This is a genomic window from Chryseobacterium sp. JM1 (assembly GCF_000737715.1).
In the GTDB taxonomy this organism is placed as follows: domain Bacteria; phylum Bacteroidota; class Bacteroidia; order Flavobacteriales; family Weeksellaceae; genus Chryseobacterium.
In genome coordinates this window covers 45,441-63,703 of sequence record NZ_JPRN01000006.1, presented here as the reverse complement: position 1 = coordinate 63,703, position 18,263 = coordinate 45,441, and the positions used below count along the sequence as shown (strand labels likewise).

The window sequence follows — 18,263 nt, the reverse complement described above, 5'->3', positions numbered from 1 at the left end:
CTTACCAATTGGCTACAATATCGTTAAATATCTTGTTAATAATTCTGTCTGTCACCAGCTTCACCTGGGAAGCTTCTATCTGACTCTGTGTCAGGTCACTATTGAAAACCGCTTCATCCGTATAAGTCCTGTCGAAACTGGAGTCGGGATGTATTTTGTTTTCGTAATGTACTTTTACACTGATCGTCAGTTTGCTCTGTGCCTGCTGTACTATACCGCCCGAGGGGTTCTGTGTAGTATTGGAGCTGATCGTAGTAGGTGAGAATCCGTAGTCGGAAATTTCACCTTCTATCAAAATATCAGGATTTGATTTTGTTCCTTTTAAAGTGGTTCTCTGCAGGAATCTGTTCTGGATATCTGTAGAAAACTGCTGGGAAAGCGTGGGGTTTACAAGGGCTGCATTATTGGGAAATTCATTGATCTGAACGGTCTTTTCATCCGTCAGTGAAGATCCTGTAAATGAGTAACACTGATGAAACAGCGAAAGAATGACAAACCCGAATATTATTTTTAATTTACTCATACCGTTTTTTGATTTAAAGACTCCAAAACATCTTTATAAGCAGCATACTTAATGCAGATTCCCAAAGGTATAGAAAACAGGATTCCTATTCCGCATGCAATGATTCCAAGCTGGGAAATGAAGCCTACTACAATTGAGAATAAAAGGATCATAAAAAAGTTTTTCTTGGCAATTTTCCAGGAAAGTCTGTATGCTTCTCTTACGCTTGTGATTCTGTACAGCGAGATCAAAGGTTGTATAAAATACATAGATATAGAAAGAATCATAATAAATATCATAATCATCATCACCCACAATCCCATTCCACCTGCCAGCAATGCTGCACCGGTATCTGATACCTGTCCGCCTTCAGTGTCGGCAGCAACTAAGAACGGAACCAGCGTAAACTGTATCGGAATCATGGCCACAATACATATCGCGAAAATAAGCAGAAACAATTTCAGATACACTACGAAATCCGTAAAGTCGAAAATATCTCCTGCTGAAACCTGCTGACCCTCATCTACTTTTTTGCAGATCTTATAGAAGTTACCCAGTCCAAGAATACCACAGAAAGGGATAAAGCTAATGACAAACAGGAGCAGTGTAGCTACGATAAAACCACCAATATCTTTTTTGAACAGATCTGTTCCCTGGGATACATATTTCCCGATATTAAAATCATAATCTTTTACTTCTAAATTCTTCATTCCTGTGTATTAGTCTTCTAAGTTATATTGTTTTATTTTTCTGTATAATGTTCTCTGTGAAATACCAAGCTCGTCCGCAGCTCTGTTCCTGCGCCCTTTATGCTTCTCTAACGCTTTGATAATTAAATCCTTTTCATTATTCTGAAGCGATAAAGATTCCGGTCTGTTCTCTTCTATTTCGATATCTTCAATATCTTCGTAGCTGTCATCAGCATTTGAAATAATGGTTGGTGACGTTTGTACCACCGGTGATTTATCTTCGAAATAGAGCAGTGAATTCTGTGCTACAGGCTGGTTCTGTTCTGCAGAATAAATCCTGTTGATCAGGTTTTTTTCCTGATTGCTCAGATCAGCAGTTCCTTTGTTTTTGATCAGTTCTGAAGTTAGCGATTTTAAATCATTAATATCACTTCTCATATCGAAGAGAATTTTATACATGATTTCTCTTTCGCTTCCGAAATCACTCTGCTTCTGGGAGTTCTGAGTATTGACCACCATCGGAAGGTGGGTTTCCATAGGAATATATTCCGCGAGCTTTTCCACTGTTATTTCGCGGTTTCTTTCCACCACGGTCATCTGTTCTACCAGATTTCTTAGCTGACGGATGTTTCCCGGGAATGTATAATTTTCAATATAATGAACGGCACTAGGCTCAAGCTCCAGTTCCGGCATTCTGTATTTTTCTGCAAAATCTATAGAAAACTTTCTGAATAACAGATGAATATCTCCTTTTCTTTCTCTCAAAGGAGGCATATCGATCTGAACGGTATTTAAACGGTAGAATAAATCCTCACGGAATCTTCCGTCGTGAATGGCCTTCATCATATTGACGTTCGTAGCCGCCACAATTCTCACATTCGTTTTCTGAACCTGCGAAGAACCCACTTTCATAAATTCACCACTTTCCAGGACTCTCAAAAGACGAACCTGGGTCTGAAGGGGAAGTTCTCCCACCTCATCTAAGAATATGGTTCCACCGTCTGCCACTTCAAAATACCCTTTTCTGGTCGCTGTAGCTCCGGTAAACGCTCCTTTTTCGTGCCCAAACAGCTCAGAATCTATCGTTCCTTCCGGAATCGCTCCACAGTTGACGACGATATAAGGCTGATGTTTTCTTTTGGATTCTGAATGGATGATTTTCGGGATAAATTCTTTCCCTACTCCACTTTCTCCGATGACCAGAACGGAAATATCTGTAGGTGCCACCTGAATTGATTTTTCCAGAGCCCTGTTCAGTGCAGGAAAGTTTCCGATGATTCCAAAGCGGTTTTTTATGTTTTGTAAGTCGTTGCTCATAAGTAAATTTTTGATTATTGATTTAATAATAATCTACAGGGCCTCAATCTGTTTCCTGTAAACTTTGTTAAAGTGATGAGTGTAGACATCTTTCATGGTCTTGCCTTCATCATAAGTCCTTAATGCTAAGGTTTTTAAATCCAAATAATCTTTGTTCCTGATCTTAGAAACTTTACTTTTAAAATATATATTCTCCGCAAAGTCGTATTCTTTGCTCTGTTTTTCGAAATTTTCTGAAGCTTTATCGTATCTGCCCAGCTCGAAATAGGTTACTCCCAGCTGATAATGGTCATACATGCCTTTGAAATAGCCCTTTGACAATAAAGCTTTTTCAATAATGGCTGCCGCTTTTTCTTTATGTCCCAAAGCACTGTAAGCCATGGCTTTCACTACTTCCAGATGATAATCTCCGTTTAAAGATCTGCCTAAGTCTTCAGGATAGTATTTTTTTAATGCTTCTAAATCCTGAACAGCTCCGTTGTAATCGCGCAGAAACTGGAATTTACACCAGCCTCTGTAGCCCAGATGCATCTTAGGATCTACGGCAACCGCTTTATCAATAAGGACTTTCCAGGTTACAAAATCTCCATTCTTAAGATATGGAACGGCCTTTTCCATATAGGAATTGGAGAAATCGGGGCACAATCCGATGGCTTTATCAAAAGCTTCCTGAGATTCCCTGCTGCCCTGTCTGTCCGAAGCCCAGTTGTATAACTCACAAGCTTTTTTGCAGTTCTCACCCTCTACTGCGTTACAATTGACCTGCGCAATAGTATTGGTGTAAACGATAAGCATCAAAAAGCTAAGGTAATACCTCTGAAACTTTTCCATTTTCAATTTTATAGGTTAAATACTGATAATAGCCTACTTTAAAACCTTTTATCTCTTTCGGGATCCAGCCGTCCAGAGATTTTGTAAACCTCAGCAAACGGTCTCCCAGTTCTTTATCTAACACTGTTTCTTTAAGTTCTGCATTCATTTGCTGAACTCTGAACAGTCCTGTTTTTCCTTCACAATTTACTAAAAATCTTACGGTAATATACCCGTTCGTTTTAGTTTCGGAAGATATTTTTTCTTTTTCCAGTTTTTCTGTAATGGCGATTTTCTCTCCTTTATAGTCAAACTCTTTTGATCCCTGATAATACTGAAGATTGACCAGCTTTTCCGTGGCGCATCTTTTAAATGCAGGATCATCCAGTTTTTCATCAAATTCAATATCTCCAACGGTTAAAGGATATTTGCTCATGCTTTTTTCAGTCTGACATGACATCAGCACAAAAGAAAATAATGCAAAAAAACAAACCGCTTTGATCAAGATCTTAAATTATTCTGCTGTTCTCCCTAAAAGTGTGCCCTGTGTGTTGTCATAGACAAAAACGTTCACAATGTCACCAATTTTCTGTCCTTCCAGCACATCAAATACACAAACCGCGTTTTGAGAATTTCTTCCTTTCCACTGGTTTTCATTTTTTCTGGATGTTCCTTCGATCAGAATCTGGTGTGTTCTTCCTACATAAGTCTCCATTCTTTTTCTGGATAACTCGCGTTGAAGTTCAATCACTTCATTCAGACGTCTCTGCTTCACTTCAAATGGAATATTATCCTCCATTTTTTTATGCGCAGGCGTTCCTGGTCTTTCTGAATAGGCGAACATATAACCGTAGTCATATTCCACTTCCTTCATCAGGCTTAAGGTATCCTGGTGATCTTCTTCCGTTTCATTACAGAAACCGATGATCATATCCTGAGAAAAAGCAATGTCCGGAACGATCTCCTTTGCTTTTCTGATTAAATCTAAATATTCCTCGCGGGTATGCTGTCTGTTCATGGCAAGAAGCATATTGTTGCTTCCGCTCTGTACAGGAAGGTGAACGTAGTTACAGATGTTGTCGTGTTTTGCAATCATTCTGAATACATCCAGACTCATATCCTGAGGGTTGGAAGTAGAGAATCTCACTCTCATTTCCGGAACGGCTTTAGCCACTAAATCAAGCAGCTTTGCGAAATTAACAGCCGTAGCTTTCTGCATTTCAGAAGCTTTAACGAAGTCTTTCTTTGGACCTCCTCCGTACCATAAGTAAGAATCTACATTCTGGCCTAAAAGGGTAATTTCTTTATACCCGTTATCTAAAAGATTTTTACATTCTTCAATGATAGAGTGCGGATCACGGCTTCTTTCTCTTCCTCTGGTAAACGGAACCACACAGAACGTGCACATATTATCGCAGCCCCTGGTGATGGTTACAAATGCCGTAACGCCGTTTCCGCCTAAACGGACCGGGTTGATATCTGCATACGTTTCTTCTTTGGAAAGGATTACGTTGATGGCATCTCTTCCGTCTTCCGTTTCCTTAAGCAGGTTCGGAAGGTCTCTGTACGCATCAGGGCCTACGACTAGATCTACCAGCTGTTCCTCTTCTAAGAACTTGGTTTTCAGTCGTTCTGCCATGCATCCTAAAACGCCAACCGTCATGCCTGGTTTTTCTTTCTTCAGTCTTTTGAACTGAGCAAGGCGCATTCTTACGGTCTGCTCCGCTTTTTCACGGATAGAACAGGTATTTAAAAGGATAAGGTCTGCTTCTTCTACTTTCAGCGTGGTATTGTACCCCTGCTCATTAAGAATAGATGCAACAATCTCAGAATCAGAAAAATTCATCTGGCAGCCGTAGCTTTCCAGAAAGAGCTTTTTAGAATTCTCAGGACGTTCAGCGATGGCAAAAGCTTCTCCCTGTTTTGTTTCGTCTATATATTTTTCCTGCACAATGATCAATTTAAGTTCAATGTTTAAGAGGTAAAGTTCATTCTTGATTCATGAATTTTCACGCCTAAACAGATTAGTCTGCAAAGATACAAAATATTGTGACAGAATGGCAGGAGATTATTTAGGAGGATGGAAAGTCATCGGAAGCCTGAAAAATGAGTCTATATGCTGCCCATCTTTGCTGGCTGGGGTCCATTTTTTCTTTCTGATTCTTTTTATTCCATCCAGAATTCTTTGGTCGAATTCGGCATTTCCTGAAGACTCTTCCAGTTTTACATTCTCCATTTTCCCTTCTTTGCTTACATTAAAAGTAACCACTAGCTTAAAAGGTTCATTCCAGATAAAATCACTGAGATCAATTTGCTTGGCTACTTCTGCCCGAAAACTATTGAGTCCTCCGGGCATAGATTTATCTGAAGAATTCTGTGTCGCTTCCTGCCCTGAAACTTTCAGAGAAAACATGGTCAGCAATAAAAACAGTATTCTAATCATGATCATATCCATTGGTACTGAAATCTACCTTCACTGTAATGTCAGAATCTACAGGTGTGCTTTTGTTCATGGCGGGTTTCCATTTCCCTTTGATCTTTTTCATCGCATATTTCACATCATCGATAAACATTTCACTGTTTTTAATTCTGGGAAGAACATTCAGACGATTCATTTTCCCATCCGGAGCAATATTAATTACAAAAATCACTTTCCCGTTGATCGCATAGCTCTGGGTATCTACATACGCATGAAGCATATCCATGAACTGCTTCCGGAAAGCCTCATCACCACCCGGAAATTCTGCTTTCTGAGTATATGATGGTGTTATTTCAACCTGTTGAATTTGCTGAGAGAAACCTTTAATTCCGATGAACAGTAAAGGCAGTAATAAAAGGTATTTTTTCATGTAATAAGTTTAGAGATCTGTGGCTATGGAGGAGAAACTCATCTTAAGTTTGATTTGTGAAGAAACGGGCTGTCCGTTGCATGAAGCAGGAACCCAGCTTTTTTTGATACGTCTTACCACATATTTCATATCATCAAAAAAGTAAGCGCTGTTGGAAACTTTAGGGCTTCCTTCGATATTGGTTACTTTTCCGGTCTGATCTATGGTAAGGGTGAATGTAAAATCTCCGTTCAGAACATAAAAATCTGAATTCAGATAATCATACATGAATTTTCGCAGTGTTTCTTTGTAAACCGCGACACCTCCTTCAAATGCGGCAGGTTTAAAATCGTCACAGTTTTTCACGGCAACCTGTAAAAGAGGTTCCTTGATATCTATCTTCAATAAGTTTTTATTGATCTCCGTGATCGGATTATCATCTCTGTCTTCAACGTCTTGCTGTGCCAATGCAAAATTGGTAACAAGGAGTGCTATAAATAATGTAAAAGCTTTCATAGAACCGTATTCATTAGTTATTAATATTACTGTAACAAAGTTAATTATTTAAATGCTTTGTTAAAAAGAAAAACTTCAGGCTTTCACCTGAAGTTGATAAATTATTTAAATTTCTTTTAAGCATTCAAAGCTTGTTCCTGTGCCTTACTTCCCGTTTCTTTTAACATAAATGAAATCAAAACTGCCAGTACAATTCCTGTGATCCAGAATAATATGGAATACTGAAAATGCATATCCCCGGATGAAGCTTCCAGACTTTTCCCAAACCACATACTGAATAGCGGACTCACCAAGGTCGTTACTCCGAAAGTAATAAAATTAATAGCACCTGTAGCACTTCCTTTTACATAATCCGGATTGGCTTCTTTAATGATAGAATACGGAATCATTGCAGCTCCGGAGCCAAGCCCGAAAATAAACATACTGATCTTCGCCGGATACAGTTCAGGAAAGTAGATCAACTGCAGAAAGCTTACAATCATCAGTATTGCCCCGCCTATCAGAACGGGTTTTCTTCTTCCAATTTTATCTGTAATAAATCCTAAAAGCGGACATCCGAATACCCAGCCAAAAGCCACCATAGCACTGGTGATCGCGGCATCATGAAATACGAAGCCTTTGTCCTTTTCAAAGAAGGCAACACCCCAGGTCATGGCAAATATCGTCGTTGGCGCAAACAGAAGTCCGGAAATAATACCGCACAGCCAGGATTGAGGATTTTTGAAAACGATCTTATACGGTTCTAAATATCCTACTCTTTTAACCGCTTCTCCAGACTGCACCTCAGATTGTTTTTCGCCAGGAATGACCAAAAACAGACAGAATGCTGTAATTACGGTAATAATCCCTGACCAAAGCCAAAAAGTATCAATATTAATACCTTCCTCAACCCATGGTCCTACCACAAACTGTCCGGCAGTTCCGCCCAGCATTCCGATGCATTGTGTAAATCCGACAGCGGTTGCCAGGGATTTGGAAGAAAAACCTTTACTTGCCAGATAGACACATCCCGGAAATGCAAAAGCACATCCTGCTCCCTGAAGCAGTCTTCCTGCTACACCGCCTGAATAGGCAGATGCGAGAAAAAGCAGACAGCCGATTCCCAGAATTAAAGCTCCGGCAAAAAGAGATCTTTTCCCTCCGAATTTATCCAGAGCTATTCCTGCAATCAAACTACAGGTGGAATACGTATAGTAATAGGTTCCGATCAGACTGACCAGCTTCAGTTCTGTTGTACTGAAATTGCTGACCAATTCCGGGATCATCACTGCCGGTGCAGAACGGACCACATAGTCCAGAAAGTAAAACACCAGCCCGAATACCCAGGCAATAATATAAAATCTTTTTAAGGAGGCACTCATTACAGCAGTCCTTTAATATGTTTGTAATTGGTTTTCACCGTATCCAGAACTTCTTCCATTTTTCCACCCAACATGAGCTGAGCCATAGATTTCGTCATGCCCAATACCTGATCGAAATCTATTTTCGGAGGAAGAGCGAGTGCATTCGGATTGGTGAATATATTGAGAAGGTAAGGTCCGTTATAGGCCAGACATTCTTTTATAGCGTCTTCCACTTCTTCCGGCTTGTGAACATTTTTTCCGGGATAGCCCATCGCCTGTGCGACCATGGCAAAATCCGGATTGATCATATCGGTTTCATTATCCGGCATTCCGCCTACTTCCATTTCCAGTTTTACCATTCCGAGGGTTCTGTTATTGAAAACAATTAATTTGACCGGAAGTTTATATTGGAAGATCGTTGCCATATCTCCGAGAAGCATAGACAATCCGCCATCTCCGCACAGGGCAATTACTTCTCTGCCCGGATGAGCCAAAGAAGCTCCGATAGCCATCGGCATCGCATTGGCCATCGATCCGTGATTGAAAGATCCCAGCATTTTTCTTTCGCCGGTTCCTGTAATAAATCTGGCTCCCCAGACACAGCACATTCCTGTATCTACCGTAAAAATGGCGTCTTTTTTAGCCAGCTGATCTAAAGTATGCGCTACATATTCAGGCTGAATGGCATCTTCCTTTCCGGAATCTTTCACGTATGTAAGCTGATTTTCTTTAACTTTTTCATAAAATGCCAGCTGCTCATTCAGGAAGTGGATATCTGTTTTTTCTTCAAGTAACGGCAGCAAAGCTTTAATGGTTTCTTTGACATCTCCTGGCCAGTCCAAGTTCAAGTTTCGCTCTTCTACCCAGTCTTTCGGGGCTTTCGTCGATCTGAACAATTTTATTTTTTACCGGCATGAATTTCTGATACGGAAAATCGGTTCCCAACATGATCAGAAGATCGGCCTCGTGCATCGCATGATACGCGGATGGAAATCCCAGAAGGCCAGTAAGTCCAACTTCATTAGGATTATTAGGCTGAATGGCCATTTTCCCACGGAAAGAATACCCTACCGGAGCTTTTAAAAATTTTGACAACTCTACTACCTCAGCATTGGCTTCTCCTGCCCCGATTCCGCAATACAGCGTTACTTTTTTGCTTTCATTAATCAAAGCTGCCAGACGTTTCAGTTCGTCGTCTGAAGGTCTGATCACAGGGTTTGTTTTAAATATCTGGGTAGAAGTAGATCCTTCTTCGGCATCAAGCTCTGACACATCTCCCGGAAGTCCGATCACGGCTACTCCTTTTTTTGAAATGGCATGCTGGATTGCTGTCTGCAATGTTCTCTGTACCTGTTCAGGTCTGGTGATCATCTGATTGTAATGGCTGCAGTCATCAAACAGCTTTATGGTATTGGTTTCCTGGAAATAATCCATCCCCATTTCGTCGCTTGGAATCGTGGACGCGATAACCAGCATCGGAACATGCGATTTGTGCGCTTCATAGACTCCATTGATCAAATGAACGTGTCCCGGGCCACAGCTTCCTGCGCAAACCGCAAAACCATCGAGCTCAGCTTCTGCTGCAGCGGCGTAGGCACCTACTTCTTCATGTCTTACATGGATCCATTCGATGCTGCTTTTTTTCACGGCAATATTAAGATGATTAAGACTGTCGCCGGTTACTGCATAAATTCTTTTCACATTGGCATTTTCGAGCATTTCAACAATCTGCTCTGCTATGTTTTTAGCCATAATTACTATTTTTTGGTGGTTATTTTAGTTATAGAATACTGAAGAAAATATAGATGGGCAGGCATTTTAAGCATGAAAAAATCCTTACCTCTCTCAAATTTAGCTAATAAATTACAATTCTTAGGTTTCTATAGTATTAAAATTTCAACAGGTTTAAGAGAAATTAAAATTGGGAGGTTAATTGGTTGTCAGTTGCTGGTTGCTGGTTCATCCTTATTAAGTTGATGAGTTATTGTTTTATCTTCATCACTAAATTCTAATGTCTAGCTTCTAACTTCTAAAACAAAAGACTCCGCATTAATCTGCGGAGTCTTTGTTATTTATAGTTGATATTAAATTACTTCTATCTGATTTCTTAACAGATCTTCAAATTCATCTCTCTTACGGATTAGAAGTGCTTTTCCGTCTAAGAACAGCACCTCAGCCGGTTTTAATCTTGAATTGAAGTTTGAACTCATTTCAAAACCGTAAGCTCCTGCATTATGGAAAGCCAGAATATCCCCTTCTCTTACCTCATTCAGTTTTCTGTCCCAAGCAAAAGTATCGGTTTCGCAGATGTTTCCTACTACCGTATAGATTCTTTCTGCTCCTTTTGGATTAGAAAGGTTTTCGATCTTGTGATAAGAATCGTAGAACATCGGACGGATCAGGTGATTAAATCCTGAATTTACGCCTACAAATACAGTAGCTGTCGTTTGCTTAATGACATTAGCTTTTACTAAAAGATATCCGCTTTTTCCTACTAAGAATTTTCCCGGCTCAAACCATAATTCGAATTTTCTTCCTGTAGATTTTGTGAAATCGGATATTACTTTTTCTACCTTCTTACCTAATGTTCTCACGTCCGTTTCTTCTTCACTGTCCTGATAAGGAATTTTGAAACCGCTTCCCATATCCAGATATTTAAGATTTGGGAAATGCTCAGAAAGTTCCAGCATGATATCCAGTGCCTGAAGGAAAACGTCCGGATCTTTGATTTCGCTTCCTGTATGCATATGAAGGCCTTCCACATTAAGGTTGGTACTTTTCATCACTCTTTCGATATGACGAACCTGGTGGATAGAGATCCCGAACTTGCTATCGATATGTCCCGTTGAAATTTTATAGTTTCCGCCTGCGAAAATATGCGGATTGATTCTTACAAGGATGGGATATGTATTTCCGTACTTATTCCCGAACTGCTCAAGAATAGAAATATTATCTATGTTAATATGAACTCCGAAAGCCATTGCTTCTTCTATTTCAGCCAGGTCTACACAGTTGGGAGTAAACAGTATTTTCTCTTTCGGAAATCCTACTTTTAGTCCTAGTCTGACTTCATTAATAGATACACAATCCAAAGAAGCACCCAAGTTCTTGACGTACTTCAAAATGTTGATGTTGGTCAGCGCCTTTGCCGCATAAAAAAACTTGGTGTGTTTTAAAAAAGAAGATGTAAGTTTCTCATATTGAACTTTGATGGATTCAGCATCATAAACATACACCGGGGTGCCAAAATCATTGGCAATCTTTAATAATTCTTTTGAATTCATAATTTCATTTTAACATAAAAAAAGGCAGATTCTTAGATAAAGAGCCTGCCACATTGATTATTTTTATGCAAGACAAGTCTTTTAAATATTCCAAACCTTAGAGAACTTTACAGTTCCCTTCTTTCCAGTTTTAATTTGTTTAAAATGTTGCATTGCTTCTATTTATTTTTTACAAAAATACTATTTATTTTTTATTTCAGGAGAATTCATTTGAAACCGTCTTCTTTTGATAAAAATTATTTCGGTAATGGTAGTGTCTCAAAATCACCGCGAAGCAGCGCCAGTTGAAGATCATTATGCAGATCTGCAGAAGGCAACGGAAGATCAATTTTCAATTTCGCAAGCTTGCTCATCGTTTGAATCTGCGTAAACAGGTCGTAAAAACCATAAGACATGACTTTTCCGTTTTCAATAATCAGGAACATTTTTTCTCCTAATTTTTTTCCCTGTCCCAGCCATAATTCATTTCTTTTTCTGAAATCAATCTTTTTCATAAAAACATTGACGTCATTAAATTCTTCATTTAGACTGATAAACTGAACGGCTTTTGTACCCTGCGTAAATGATTTGAATTTTAGGATAGGCTTTTCGCCTTTATTGAGCTTATTTTTTTCAACAATGTATTTATTGTTTTTGAAATACAATCCGAACTGAAAGGCTTCTTTTTTCTTAATATTTTTGGAGTTCAGGATCAGCTTGGCAATAATATCTGAACCTGTAAGCTCATAATTGATCTGCTCAACCTCTCTCTGAATCTCTTCCCACCTCTTGGATTTGGAATTAAAGACTTTCTTTGAAAATTTATTGATATCCTGAACGTAATCCGATAAAATGATTTTTCCTGCTTCATTCTGGAAGTAGACAAAACCTTTTTCATTAGGAAGATCCTGAGTCAGGATTTTGATTTTATTAATGTAGGTCTTGGCATTGGTTTCGTCATGCTGCTTCTGAATGATTTCATTCTCTGTATCTTTTGAGATCAGCAGTTTGAACAGTTCCAATGTTGCTCTTGCATCACCATCTGCCCTGTGGTGATTCGTTAACGGAATTCCAAGCGATTTCACCAGTTTCCCCAATGAGTAACTTACCTCATCCGGGATCATTTTCTTCGCTAAAGGAATGGTATCTAAAGTACTGGTCTGAAAATCATACCCCAGCCTTTTGAAAGACTGACGCAGCATTCTGTAGTCAAAATCAATATTATGCCCTACGAGGATGGTATTCTGAGTGATCTCAATGACTCTTTTGGCTATTTCATGAAATTTAGGAGCGGTTTTGACCATTTTAGGCGTAATACTTGTCAGTTTCTGCACAAAAGGAGTAATATCGCTTTCAGGATTTACGAGAGATATAAACTGGTCAGTAATTTTCTGGCCATCGTACCTGTAGATGGCTATATCTATAATGCATTCATTTCTATAACCTGCACCATTACTTTCTATATCTATAATCGAATACATTGAATTGTAGTTATACTGCTATTTTTTTGATTAATATTAATAATTCCCGTCATCATCAGCCCGGAACATAAACTTATGAGCCTTAGTACATAACCCATGCCATCTGTCCATCTCAGCTGCAATTGTATCTGTTGCCTGTCTTTGATATCCACAAGAACACCGTAGAACATACACACAGACTGATCAACGAAAATTATTCCGCCAAATAACTGATACAGCCATTTTTTATCCACCAGTAAAGGCAGTCCTGCTAAAATAACAAAAAATATGTCAAAAAAAGTAAAACGGGCATTGATACTGTCCATTGCCAGCTTCAAAACTGCCGATCCGATCCAATAAAAAGCTGATACTCTTCTCTTAGCAGGATTATTTTTTTATAGAATTAATTTTAAAACCTTATCTCCTTCTTCCTCCCAATCCGAACATTCCCAGGATGGCTTTTGCCCCTTCACGCATCAAAGTGCTGGTAAAAGTTCTTCCTGCTTTACTTTGAAGCACCTGTTCAAACATTCCCGGCTCTTCTTTCACCGGCTTTGTCTTTTGGGTAGGTGCAGAATTTTGGGCTGCCTGCTCCATTCTGTTCGTTAATATTTCATATGCTGATTCTTTATCAACAGGCTGTTCGTATTTGGCCACCAAAGCAGAATTTCCGGTTAATTCTGAGATTTCCGCATCACTTAAAACATCCATTCTGGATTCCGGAGAAATCAGATAGGTGTGAACAAGCGGTGTAGGAATCCCTTTTTCATCCAAAGCGGTCACAAATGCTTCTCCGATTCCCAGATTCTGGATCAGGCTTGATGCATTATAAAACTCCGTTGTCGGATAGTTTTCAACAGCTTTCGTTATTTCTTTTTTATCTTTTGCTGTAAATCCTCTCAAAGCATGCTGAATCTTTAATCCCAGCTGAGACAAAACATTTTCAGGAACATCTCCCGGAATCTGAGTGATAAAATAAATCCCCACTCCTTTGGAACGGATCAATTTGACCATAGTTTCAATTTGTGAAAGCAATGCTTTTGAAGCTTCATCAAAAATCAGGTGGGCTTCGTCTATGAAAAGAACCAATTTCGGTTTCCCACTGTCTCCTTCTTCAGGAAAAGTCATATAAATTTCAGCAAAAAGCGACAGCATAAATGTAGAGAACAGTTGTGGTTTGCTTTGGATTTCAGCTACTCTTAAAATATTTACGACTCCTTTTCCATCTCTGGTTTCAAGAAGGTCATGAACATCAAAGCTTAATTCACCGAAGAAATCAGAAGCACCCTGCTGTTCAAGGGCAACGATAGATCTTAGAATCGTACCCAAAGAAGCCGAAGCGATAGAGCCATAGTTGGCCGCCAGTTCAGCTTTTCCCTGTGCATTGTCTGTTACGTACTGCAGAACTTTTTTTAAATCATTTAAATCAATTAATGGAAGACCTTTATCATCACAATATTTGAAAACAATAGACATAATACTCTGTTGAGTATCATTCAGTTCAAGAATTTTGCTTAATAAAACCGGTCCGAATTCTGTCACGGTCGCTCTAAGCTTTACCCCTTTTCCTCCGGAAATACTCATCAGTTCTACCGGAAAGGCTTGTGGATTGTAAGGAAGCTGCGTTTTAGCATACCTTTCTTCAATGATGGGATTCATCTGCCCCGCTTCTGCAATTCCAGAAAAATCTCCTTTAATATCTAAAACCAAAGAAGGAATTCCGGCGTGAGAAAGCTGTTCTGCAAAAACCTGAAGTGTTTTCGTCTTACCTGTTCCTGTAGCTCCTGCAATAAGTCCGTGTCGGTTGATTGTTTTCAAAGGAATCGTTACGTTTACGTCCGGGACAACTTCCCCGTCCAGCATTCCTTTTCCCAGTATAATGTGTTCTCCCTTTGGAGTATATCTTGAATTCAGTTCTTCAATAAATTGTGTTTTGTCTGCCATCTGATCTTTTTTTAACTTATAAATATAAAAGTTTTTGTAAAATATTCGGGTATTAAAGTCATATTACATGATTAAATTTAGTTTTAACTTGTACAAATAATACTTAATTTAGTATAAAAAAGTACAACTTATTTAATATGCAGCATCCCATTATGTTCAGGAAAAATTTACTGATTATTTTTTCTCTTGTATTCGCAACCGTTTTCTCCCAACAAAGGACACAGCCTGCCAAGTTATCGGCAAAAGGAGATTACACCCATGAATCAACCTCCACTATATTCCCGGCGTTATGGTCAGGATTTCAGCGGGAAGCGATCTACTCTTATGATCTTAAAAACAATCATGTGGCAGTAGGCTACGTTCAGCAAACAACGAAAAAAAATAAAACAACACTTACCCTCTATATTTATCCTAAAAAAGAAATTGATAATCAGCTGTTAAGAGATGAATTTTCTACCTACGAGTATGCTCTTAACCAAAATTCCAATAAAGGTACCGATCTCAAACCTTCATTCGGGAGCGCTTCCAACGAGCACCTGAAAGTTAATTATATGTATTCTATTTTTAATCATTCCATGGGGCAGCCTGATTTTTTTAAAGGGGTAAAATACACCGACAAAAAGTCTCTTCTCGCGATCTATGAATGTGGAGGCTGGGGCTTTAAGATCAGAATATCTAGTGATGATATGACCTCAGATCAGATCGCGGAATTAAAAGACAAAACCGAAAACTATTTCGGACTGCTGAATATTGCCTCTAAAAGACCTCTTCCGATAAGCAGAACTCCGGACATCGTTCTCTCTCCTGTGGTCAAAAGAGATTCTATGATGATTAATTCTACCATCACTGCTGCACAGGCAAAAATTGAATGGCTGGCTACTCATTTGGAAAAGAAAGAACTGCTCACAGGTTTCAATGATATGAATGTTGATTCTGAGGTATTTGCCATTGAAAAAATGATAGATTTTTATAAAAAACATGAAAAAGACTGGACAATGGACCAGGATACTAAAAAGTACTTTGATGAAATGATCCGAATAGCGGACAACGGAAAAATTAAAGATCATATTTACGAAAAATACAACAGGCTGATTAATTATGAGCAGGGTGCAGCTAGGAAAGACGAGTATATTCAGTTCAGGATAGACAAAAATATTTCAGAAGATACCAATCAGATTTTATATAAAATATTTTATAAATTAGAATAAATAACGGGTAAATAGATTTATTCTATCGTTATAGTTTCTGTATAATGACCTGTTTTAAAAATAAAACCCGATTTTTGTAGATTAATATCAATAACAAAATTGTTTATAAATAAGATGAAAGTTGAACAAATATATACAGGATGCCTGGCCCAGGGAGCATATTATATTGTATCAGAAAATGAAGCTGTGATTATTGATCCTTTGAGAGAGGTTAAACCTTATCTGGATCGTCTTGAGAAAGACCATGTAACTTTAAAATATATTTTCGAGACCCATTTCCACGCTGATTTCGTTTCAGGACATTTGGATCTAAGTAAAAAAACAGGAGCTCCTATTGTTTACGGACCTACCGCACAGCCTGCATTTGAGGCTATCATCGCTGAAGACAACCAGATCTTTGAGATCGGAAACATAAAAATCAAAGTACTGCATACTCCCGGACATACGATGGAGAGCACCACTTACCTTTTGATCGATGAGAACGGAACTGAAACCGCCATTTTCACCGGTGACACCCTGTTTTTAGGAGATGTCGGAAGACCGGACCTTGCACAGAAGGCAACCAATCTTACTCAGGAAGATCTTGCAGGAATTCTGTATGACAGTCTTCATACCAAAATTCTTCCACTGGATGACAGCATTACGGTTTATCCCGCACACGGTGCCGGTTCAGCTTGCGGAAAAAATATGCAGAAAGAAACCGTGGATATTCTGGGAAATCAGAAAAAAACCAATTATGCGCTTAATCAGCCGGACAAAGAATCATTTATCAGAGAAGTTCTTGACGGCCTTACCGCTCCACCGAAATATTTCGGAATGAATGTAGCGATGAACAAAGGCGGATATGAAAGCTTGGATGTAGTAATGAATAAAGGATTAAGTCCCATTGCTGCTGAAGATTTCGAGGATTTTGCTGAAGAAACAGGCGCATTGATTTTAGACACAAGAAGCCCTGCAGAATTTCATAAAGGATTTATTCCTAATTCTGTCAACATAGGCTTAAAAGGAGATTTCGCTCCGTGGGTTGGAAATATGATTGTAGATGTAAAACACCCTATTCTTCTTGTTGCCGATGAAGGAACTGAAGAAGAAGTGATTACCCGATTAAGCAGAGTCGGATTCGACCATGTGGTAGGATATTTAGACGGAAGCTTTGCAGCATGGAAATCTACCGGAAAAGAAACTGACGAAATTAAAAGGATAACTCCCGCTGAATTCGCTGAACATTTTACAGAAAATGTTAAAGTAATCGATGTAAGAAAACTGACTGAATATTCTGCTGAGCATGTTGACAATGCATTCAATAAGCCATTAGACACCATCAGCGATTGGGTAAAAACCATTGATGATTCTGAGCATTTCTTCCTGCACTGTGCCGGAGGATACAGAAGCATGATCGCAGCAAGCATCCTTAACGCACACGGAATCAGGAATTTTACTGAAATAGAAGGAGGCTTTAACGGCATCAAAAAAACAGAAAAATTACCGACTACAGATTTTGTTTGTCAGTCAAAAACATTATAGCATGCTAAAGGGAAGGTTCTTCGGATACATTCTGATTCCCGCTTTAGCGTTAACAGCCTGTAAAACAACAGATACAGCTGACTATCCGAAAGCAGACATCAAACAAATTGTTAACAATTCTGATGTCACACTGGTAGATGTAAGAATTCCGGAACAGTATGAAGCAGGAACCGCAAAAGGTGCTGTCAACATTCCTTTGGCTGAAATACAGAACAACATCAGTTCGCTGAAAGGCAAAAAGGTGGTTGTTTTCTGCAATAAAGGAATTCAGGCTGACCAGGCCATGGAAATCTTAAAGAAAAACGGCGTGGAAGCTTACGACGGCACCAGCTGGAAAAATGTAAAAGCTATTCAGGAAGAAACAACATCCGGAAAATAAAATACAATGAGCCATCAGGATTGATCTTATGAAGCCTGATGGTTTACAAAAAACCATAACTATGTCACAAAAATTTCAGGAAATCATCAATTCGGAAAGACCGGTACTTATTGATTTTTTTGCCACGTGGTGTCAGCCATGTAAAGTACAGTCATCCGTTTTAAATACTGTAAAGGAAAATATAGGCGAAGGAGCCAGAATCATCAAAGTAGATGTAGACCAATATCCGGCTTTGGCAGCTCAGTATGGAGTGAGAGGTGTTCCCACCCTTGCGGTCTTCAAAAATGGTGAACTCTTATGGAAAGAAAGCGGTGTCCACGATGTAAATTCACTTACGGAACTGCTTAAACAATATGCTTAATGAGGTTCAGGCTGAGGTTCAGGCTTAAAATCCTACTGCATGCAACGTTGAATCTTAAATTCCTTTAAGACACATAAGCCCTATTTTTCGCTTTCAAAATCAAGCGTTTTTCATAAAAC

The 18,263-nt window shown here is 39.0% G+C and carries 18 protein-coding genes and 1 pseudogene; 4 read left to right on the top strand and 15 right to left on the bottom strand.

Annotated elements, in window-relative coordinates:
- Position 1: 1 nt before the first annotated feature.
- The 15 genes and pseudogenes from lptE to IW22_RS12000 all read right to left on the bottom strand — a co-directional run bounded on the left by lptE (position 2) and on the right by IW22_RS12000 (position 14,672).
- Positions 2-523: an LPS assembly lipoprotein LptE gene (gene lptE, locus IW22_RS12070; RefSeq protein WP_034726863.1), complete on the bottom strand. Its 522-nt coding sequence runs from the start codon at positions 521-523 to the stop codon at positions 2-4.
- On the bottom strand, positions 520-1,212 hold the full coding sequence (locus IW22_RS12065; RefSeq protein WP_034726862.1) for a DUF4013 domain-containing protein: 693 nt from the start codon (positions 1,210-1,212) through the stop codon (positions 520-522). The genes lptE and IW22_RS12065 overlap by 4 nt, the downstream gene beginning before the upstream one ends.
- 9 nt (positions 1,213-1,221) lie before the next feature.
- Positions 1,222-2,508 carry a sigma-54 interaction domain-containing protein gene (locus IW22_RS12060; protein ID WP_034726861.1) on the bottom strand — a complete coding sequence of 429 codons (1,287 nt, stop codon included), beginning with the start codon at positions 2,506-2,508 and terminating at the stop codon, positions 1,222-1,224.
- Positions 2,509-2,541: 33 nt separating this feature from the next.
- Positions 2,542-3,339: a tetratricopeptide repeat protein gene (locus IW22_RS12055; protein WP_034726860.1), complete on the bottom strand. Its 798-nt coding sequence runs from the start codon at positions 3,337-3,339 to the stop codon at positions 2,542-2,544.
- Positions 3,311-3,754: a hypothetical protein gene (locus IW22_RS12050; RefSeq protein ID WP_131401729.1), complete on the bottom strand. Its 444-nt coding sequence runs from the start codon at positions 3,752-3,754 to the stop codon at positions 3,311-3,313. Before IW22_RS12050 ends, IW22_RS12055 begins: the two co-directional genes overlap by 29 nt.
- A gap of 78 nt (positions 3,755-3,832) precedes the next feature.
- Positions 3,833-5,269 carry a tRNA (N6-isopentenyl adenosine(37)-C2)-methylthiotransferase MiaB gene (gene miaB, locus IW22_RS12045; protein ID WP_034727037.1) on the bottom strand — a complete coding sequence of 479 codons (1,437 nt, stop codon included), beginning with the start codon at positions 5,267-5,269 and terminating at the stop codon, positions 3,833-3,835.
- 117 nt (positions 5,270-5,386) lie between these two features.
- Entirely contained in the window at positions 5,387-5,761 is a 375-nt protein-coding gene (locus IW22_RS12040) for an energy transducer TonB (protein ID WP_165571885.1), read from the bottom strand.
- Positions 5,754-6,167: an energy transducer TonB gene (locus tag IW22_RS12035; protein WP_051891212.1), complete on the bottom strand. Its 414-nt coding sequence runs from the start codon at positions 6,165-6,167 to the stop codon at positions 5,754-5,756. The genes IW22_RS12040 and IW22_RS12035 overlap by 8 nt, the downstream gene beginning before the upstream one ends.
- A 9-nt stretch (positions 6,168-6,176) precedes the next feature.
- Positions 6,177-6,662: an energy transducer TonB gene (locus IW22_RS12030; protein ID WP_034726858.1), complete on the bottom strand. Its 486-nt coding sequence runs from the start codon at positions 6,660-6,662 to the stop codon at positions 6,177-6,179.
- Between the two features lie 116 nt (positions 6,663-6,778).
- The gene (locus tag IW22_RS12025) at positions 6,779-8,023 is read right to left on the bottom strand and encodes an MFS transporter (protein ID WP_034726857.1); all 1,245 of its coding nucleotides are present in this window, start codon (positions 8,021-8,023) and stop codon (positions 6,779-6,781) included.
- Positions 8,023-9,757, bottom strand: a pseudogene (locus tag IW22_RS12020) (thiamine pyrophosphate-dependent enzyme). The gene IW22_RS12025 and the pseudogene IW22_RS12020 overlap by 1 nt, the downstream one beginning before the upstream one ends.
- A 332-nt stretch (positions 9,758-10,089) precedes the next feature.
- The gene (gene lysA, locus IW22_RS12015) at positions 10,090-11,289 is read right to left on the bottom strand and encodes a diaminopimelate decarboxylase (protein ID WP_175548931.1); all 1,200 of its coding nucleotides are present in this window, start codon (positions 11,287-11,289) and stop codon (positions 10,090-10,092) included.
- 236 nt (positions 11,290-11,525) lie between these two features.
- A complete protein-coding gene (locus IW22_RS12010) occupies positions 11,526-12,749 on the bottom strand; it encodes a PolC-type DNA polymerase III (RefSeq protein WP_034726855.1) in 1,224 nt (407 codons plus the stop codon).
- A complete protein-coding gene (locus IW22_RS12005) occupies positions 12,734-13,054 on the bottom strand; it encodes a hypothetical protein (protein ID WP_034726854.1) in 321 nt (106 codons plus the stop codon). Before IW22_RS12005 ends, IW22_RS12010 begins: the two co-directional genes overlap by 16 nt.
- 91 nt (positions 13,055-13,145) lie before the next feature.
- A complete protein-coding gene (locus IW22_RS12000) occupies positions 13,146-14,672 on the bottom strand; it encodes a helicase HerA-like domain-containing protein (protein ID WP_034726853.1) in 1,527 nt (508 codons plus the stop codon).
- Positions 14,673-14,809: 137 nt separating this feature from the next.
- Between IW22_RS12000 and IW22_RS11995 the strand changes: the two genes are divergently transcribed.
- The 4 genes from IW22_RS11995 (at position 14,810) to IW22_RS11980 (ending at position 18,144) form a co-directional block, all read left to right on the top strand.
- Positions 14,810-15,880, top strand: a complete 1,071-nt coding sequence (locus IW22_RS11995; protein WP_034726852.1) for a hypothetical protein — start codon at positions 14,810-14,812, stop codon at positions 15,878-15,880.
- A 114-nt stretch (positions 15,881-15,994) separates the two neighbouring features.
- Complete coding sequence (locus IW22_RS11990; protein ID WP_034726851.1) at positions 15,995-17,404, top strand: MBL fold metallo-hydrolase; 1,410 nt, start codon at positions 15,995-15,997, stop codon at positions 17,402-17,404.
- 1 nt (position 17,405) lies between these two features.
- A complete protein-coding gene (locus tag IW22_RS11985; protein ID WP_051891211.1) occupies positions 17,406-17,783 on the top strand; it encodes a rhodanese-like domain-containing protein in 378 nt (125 codons plus the stop codon).
- A gap of 61 nt (positions 17,784-17,844) precedes the next feature.
- Complete coding sequence (locus IW22_RS11980) at positions 17,845-18,144, top strand: thioredoxin family protein (RefSeq protein WP_034726850.1); 300 nt, start codon at positions 17,845-17,847, stop codon at positions 18,142-18,144.
- Positions 18,145-18,263 lie beyond the last annotated feature (119 nt).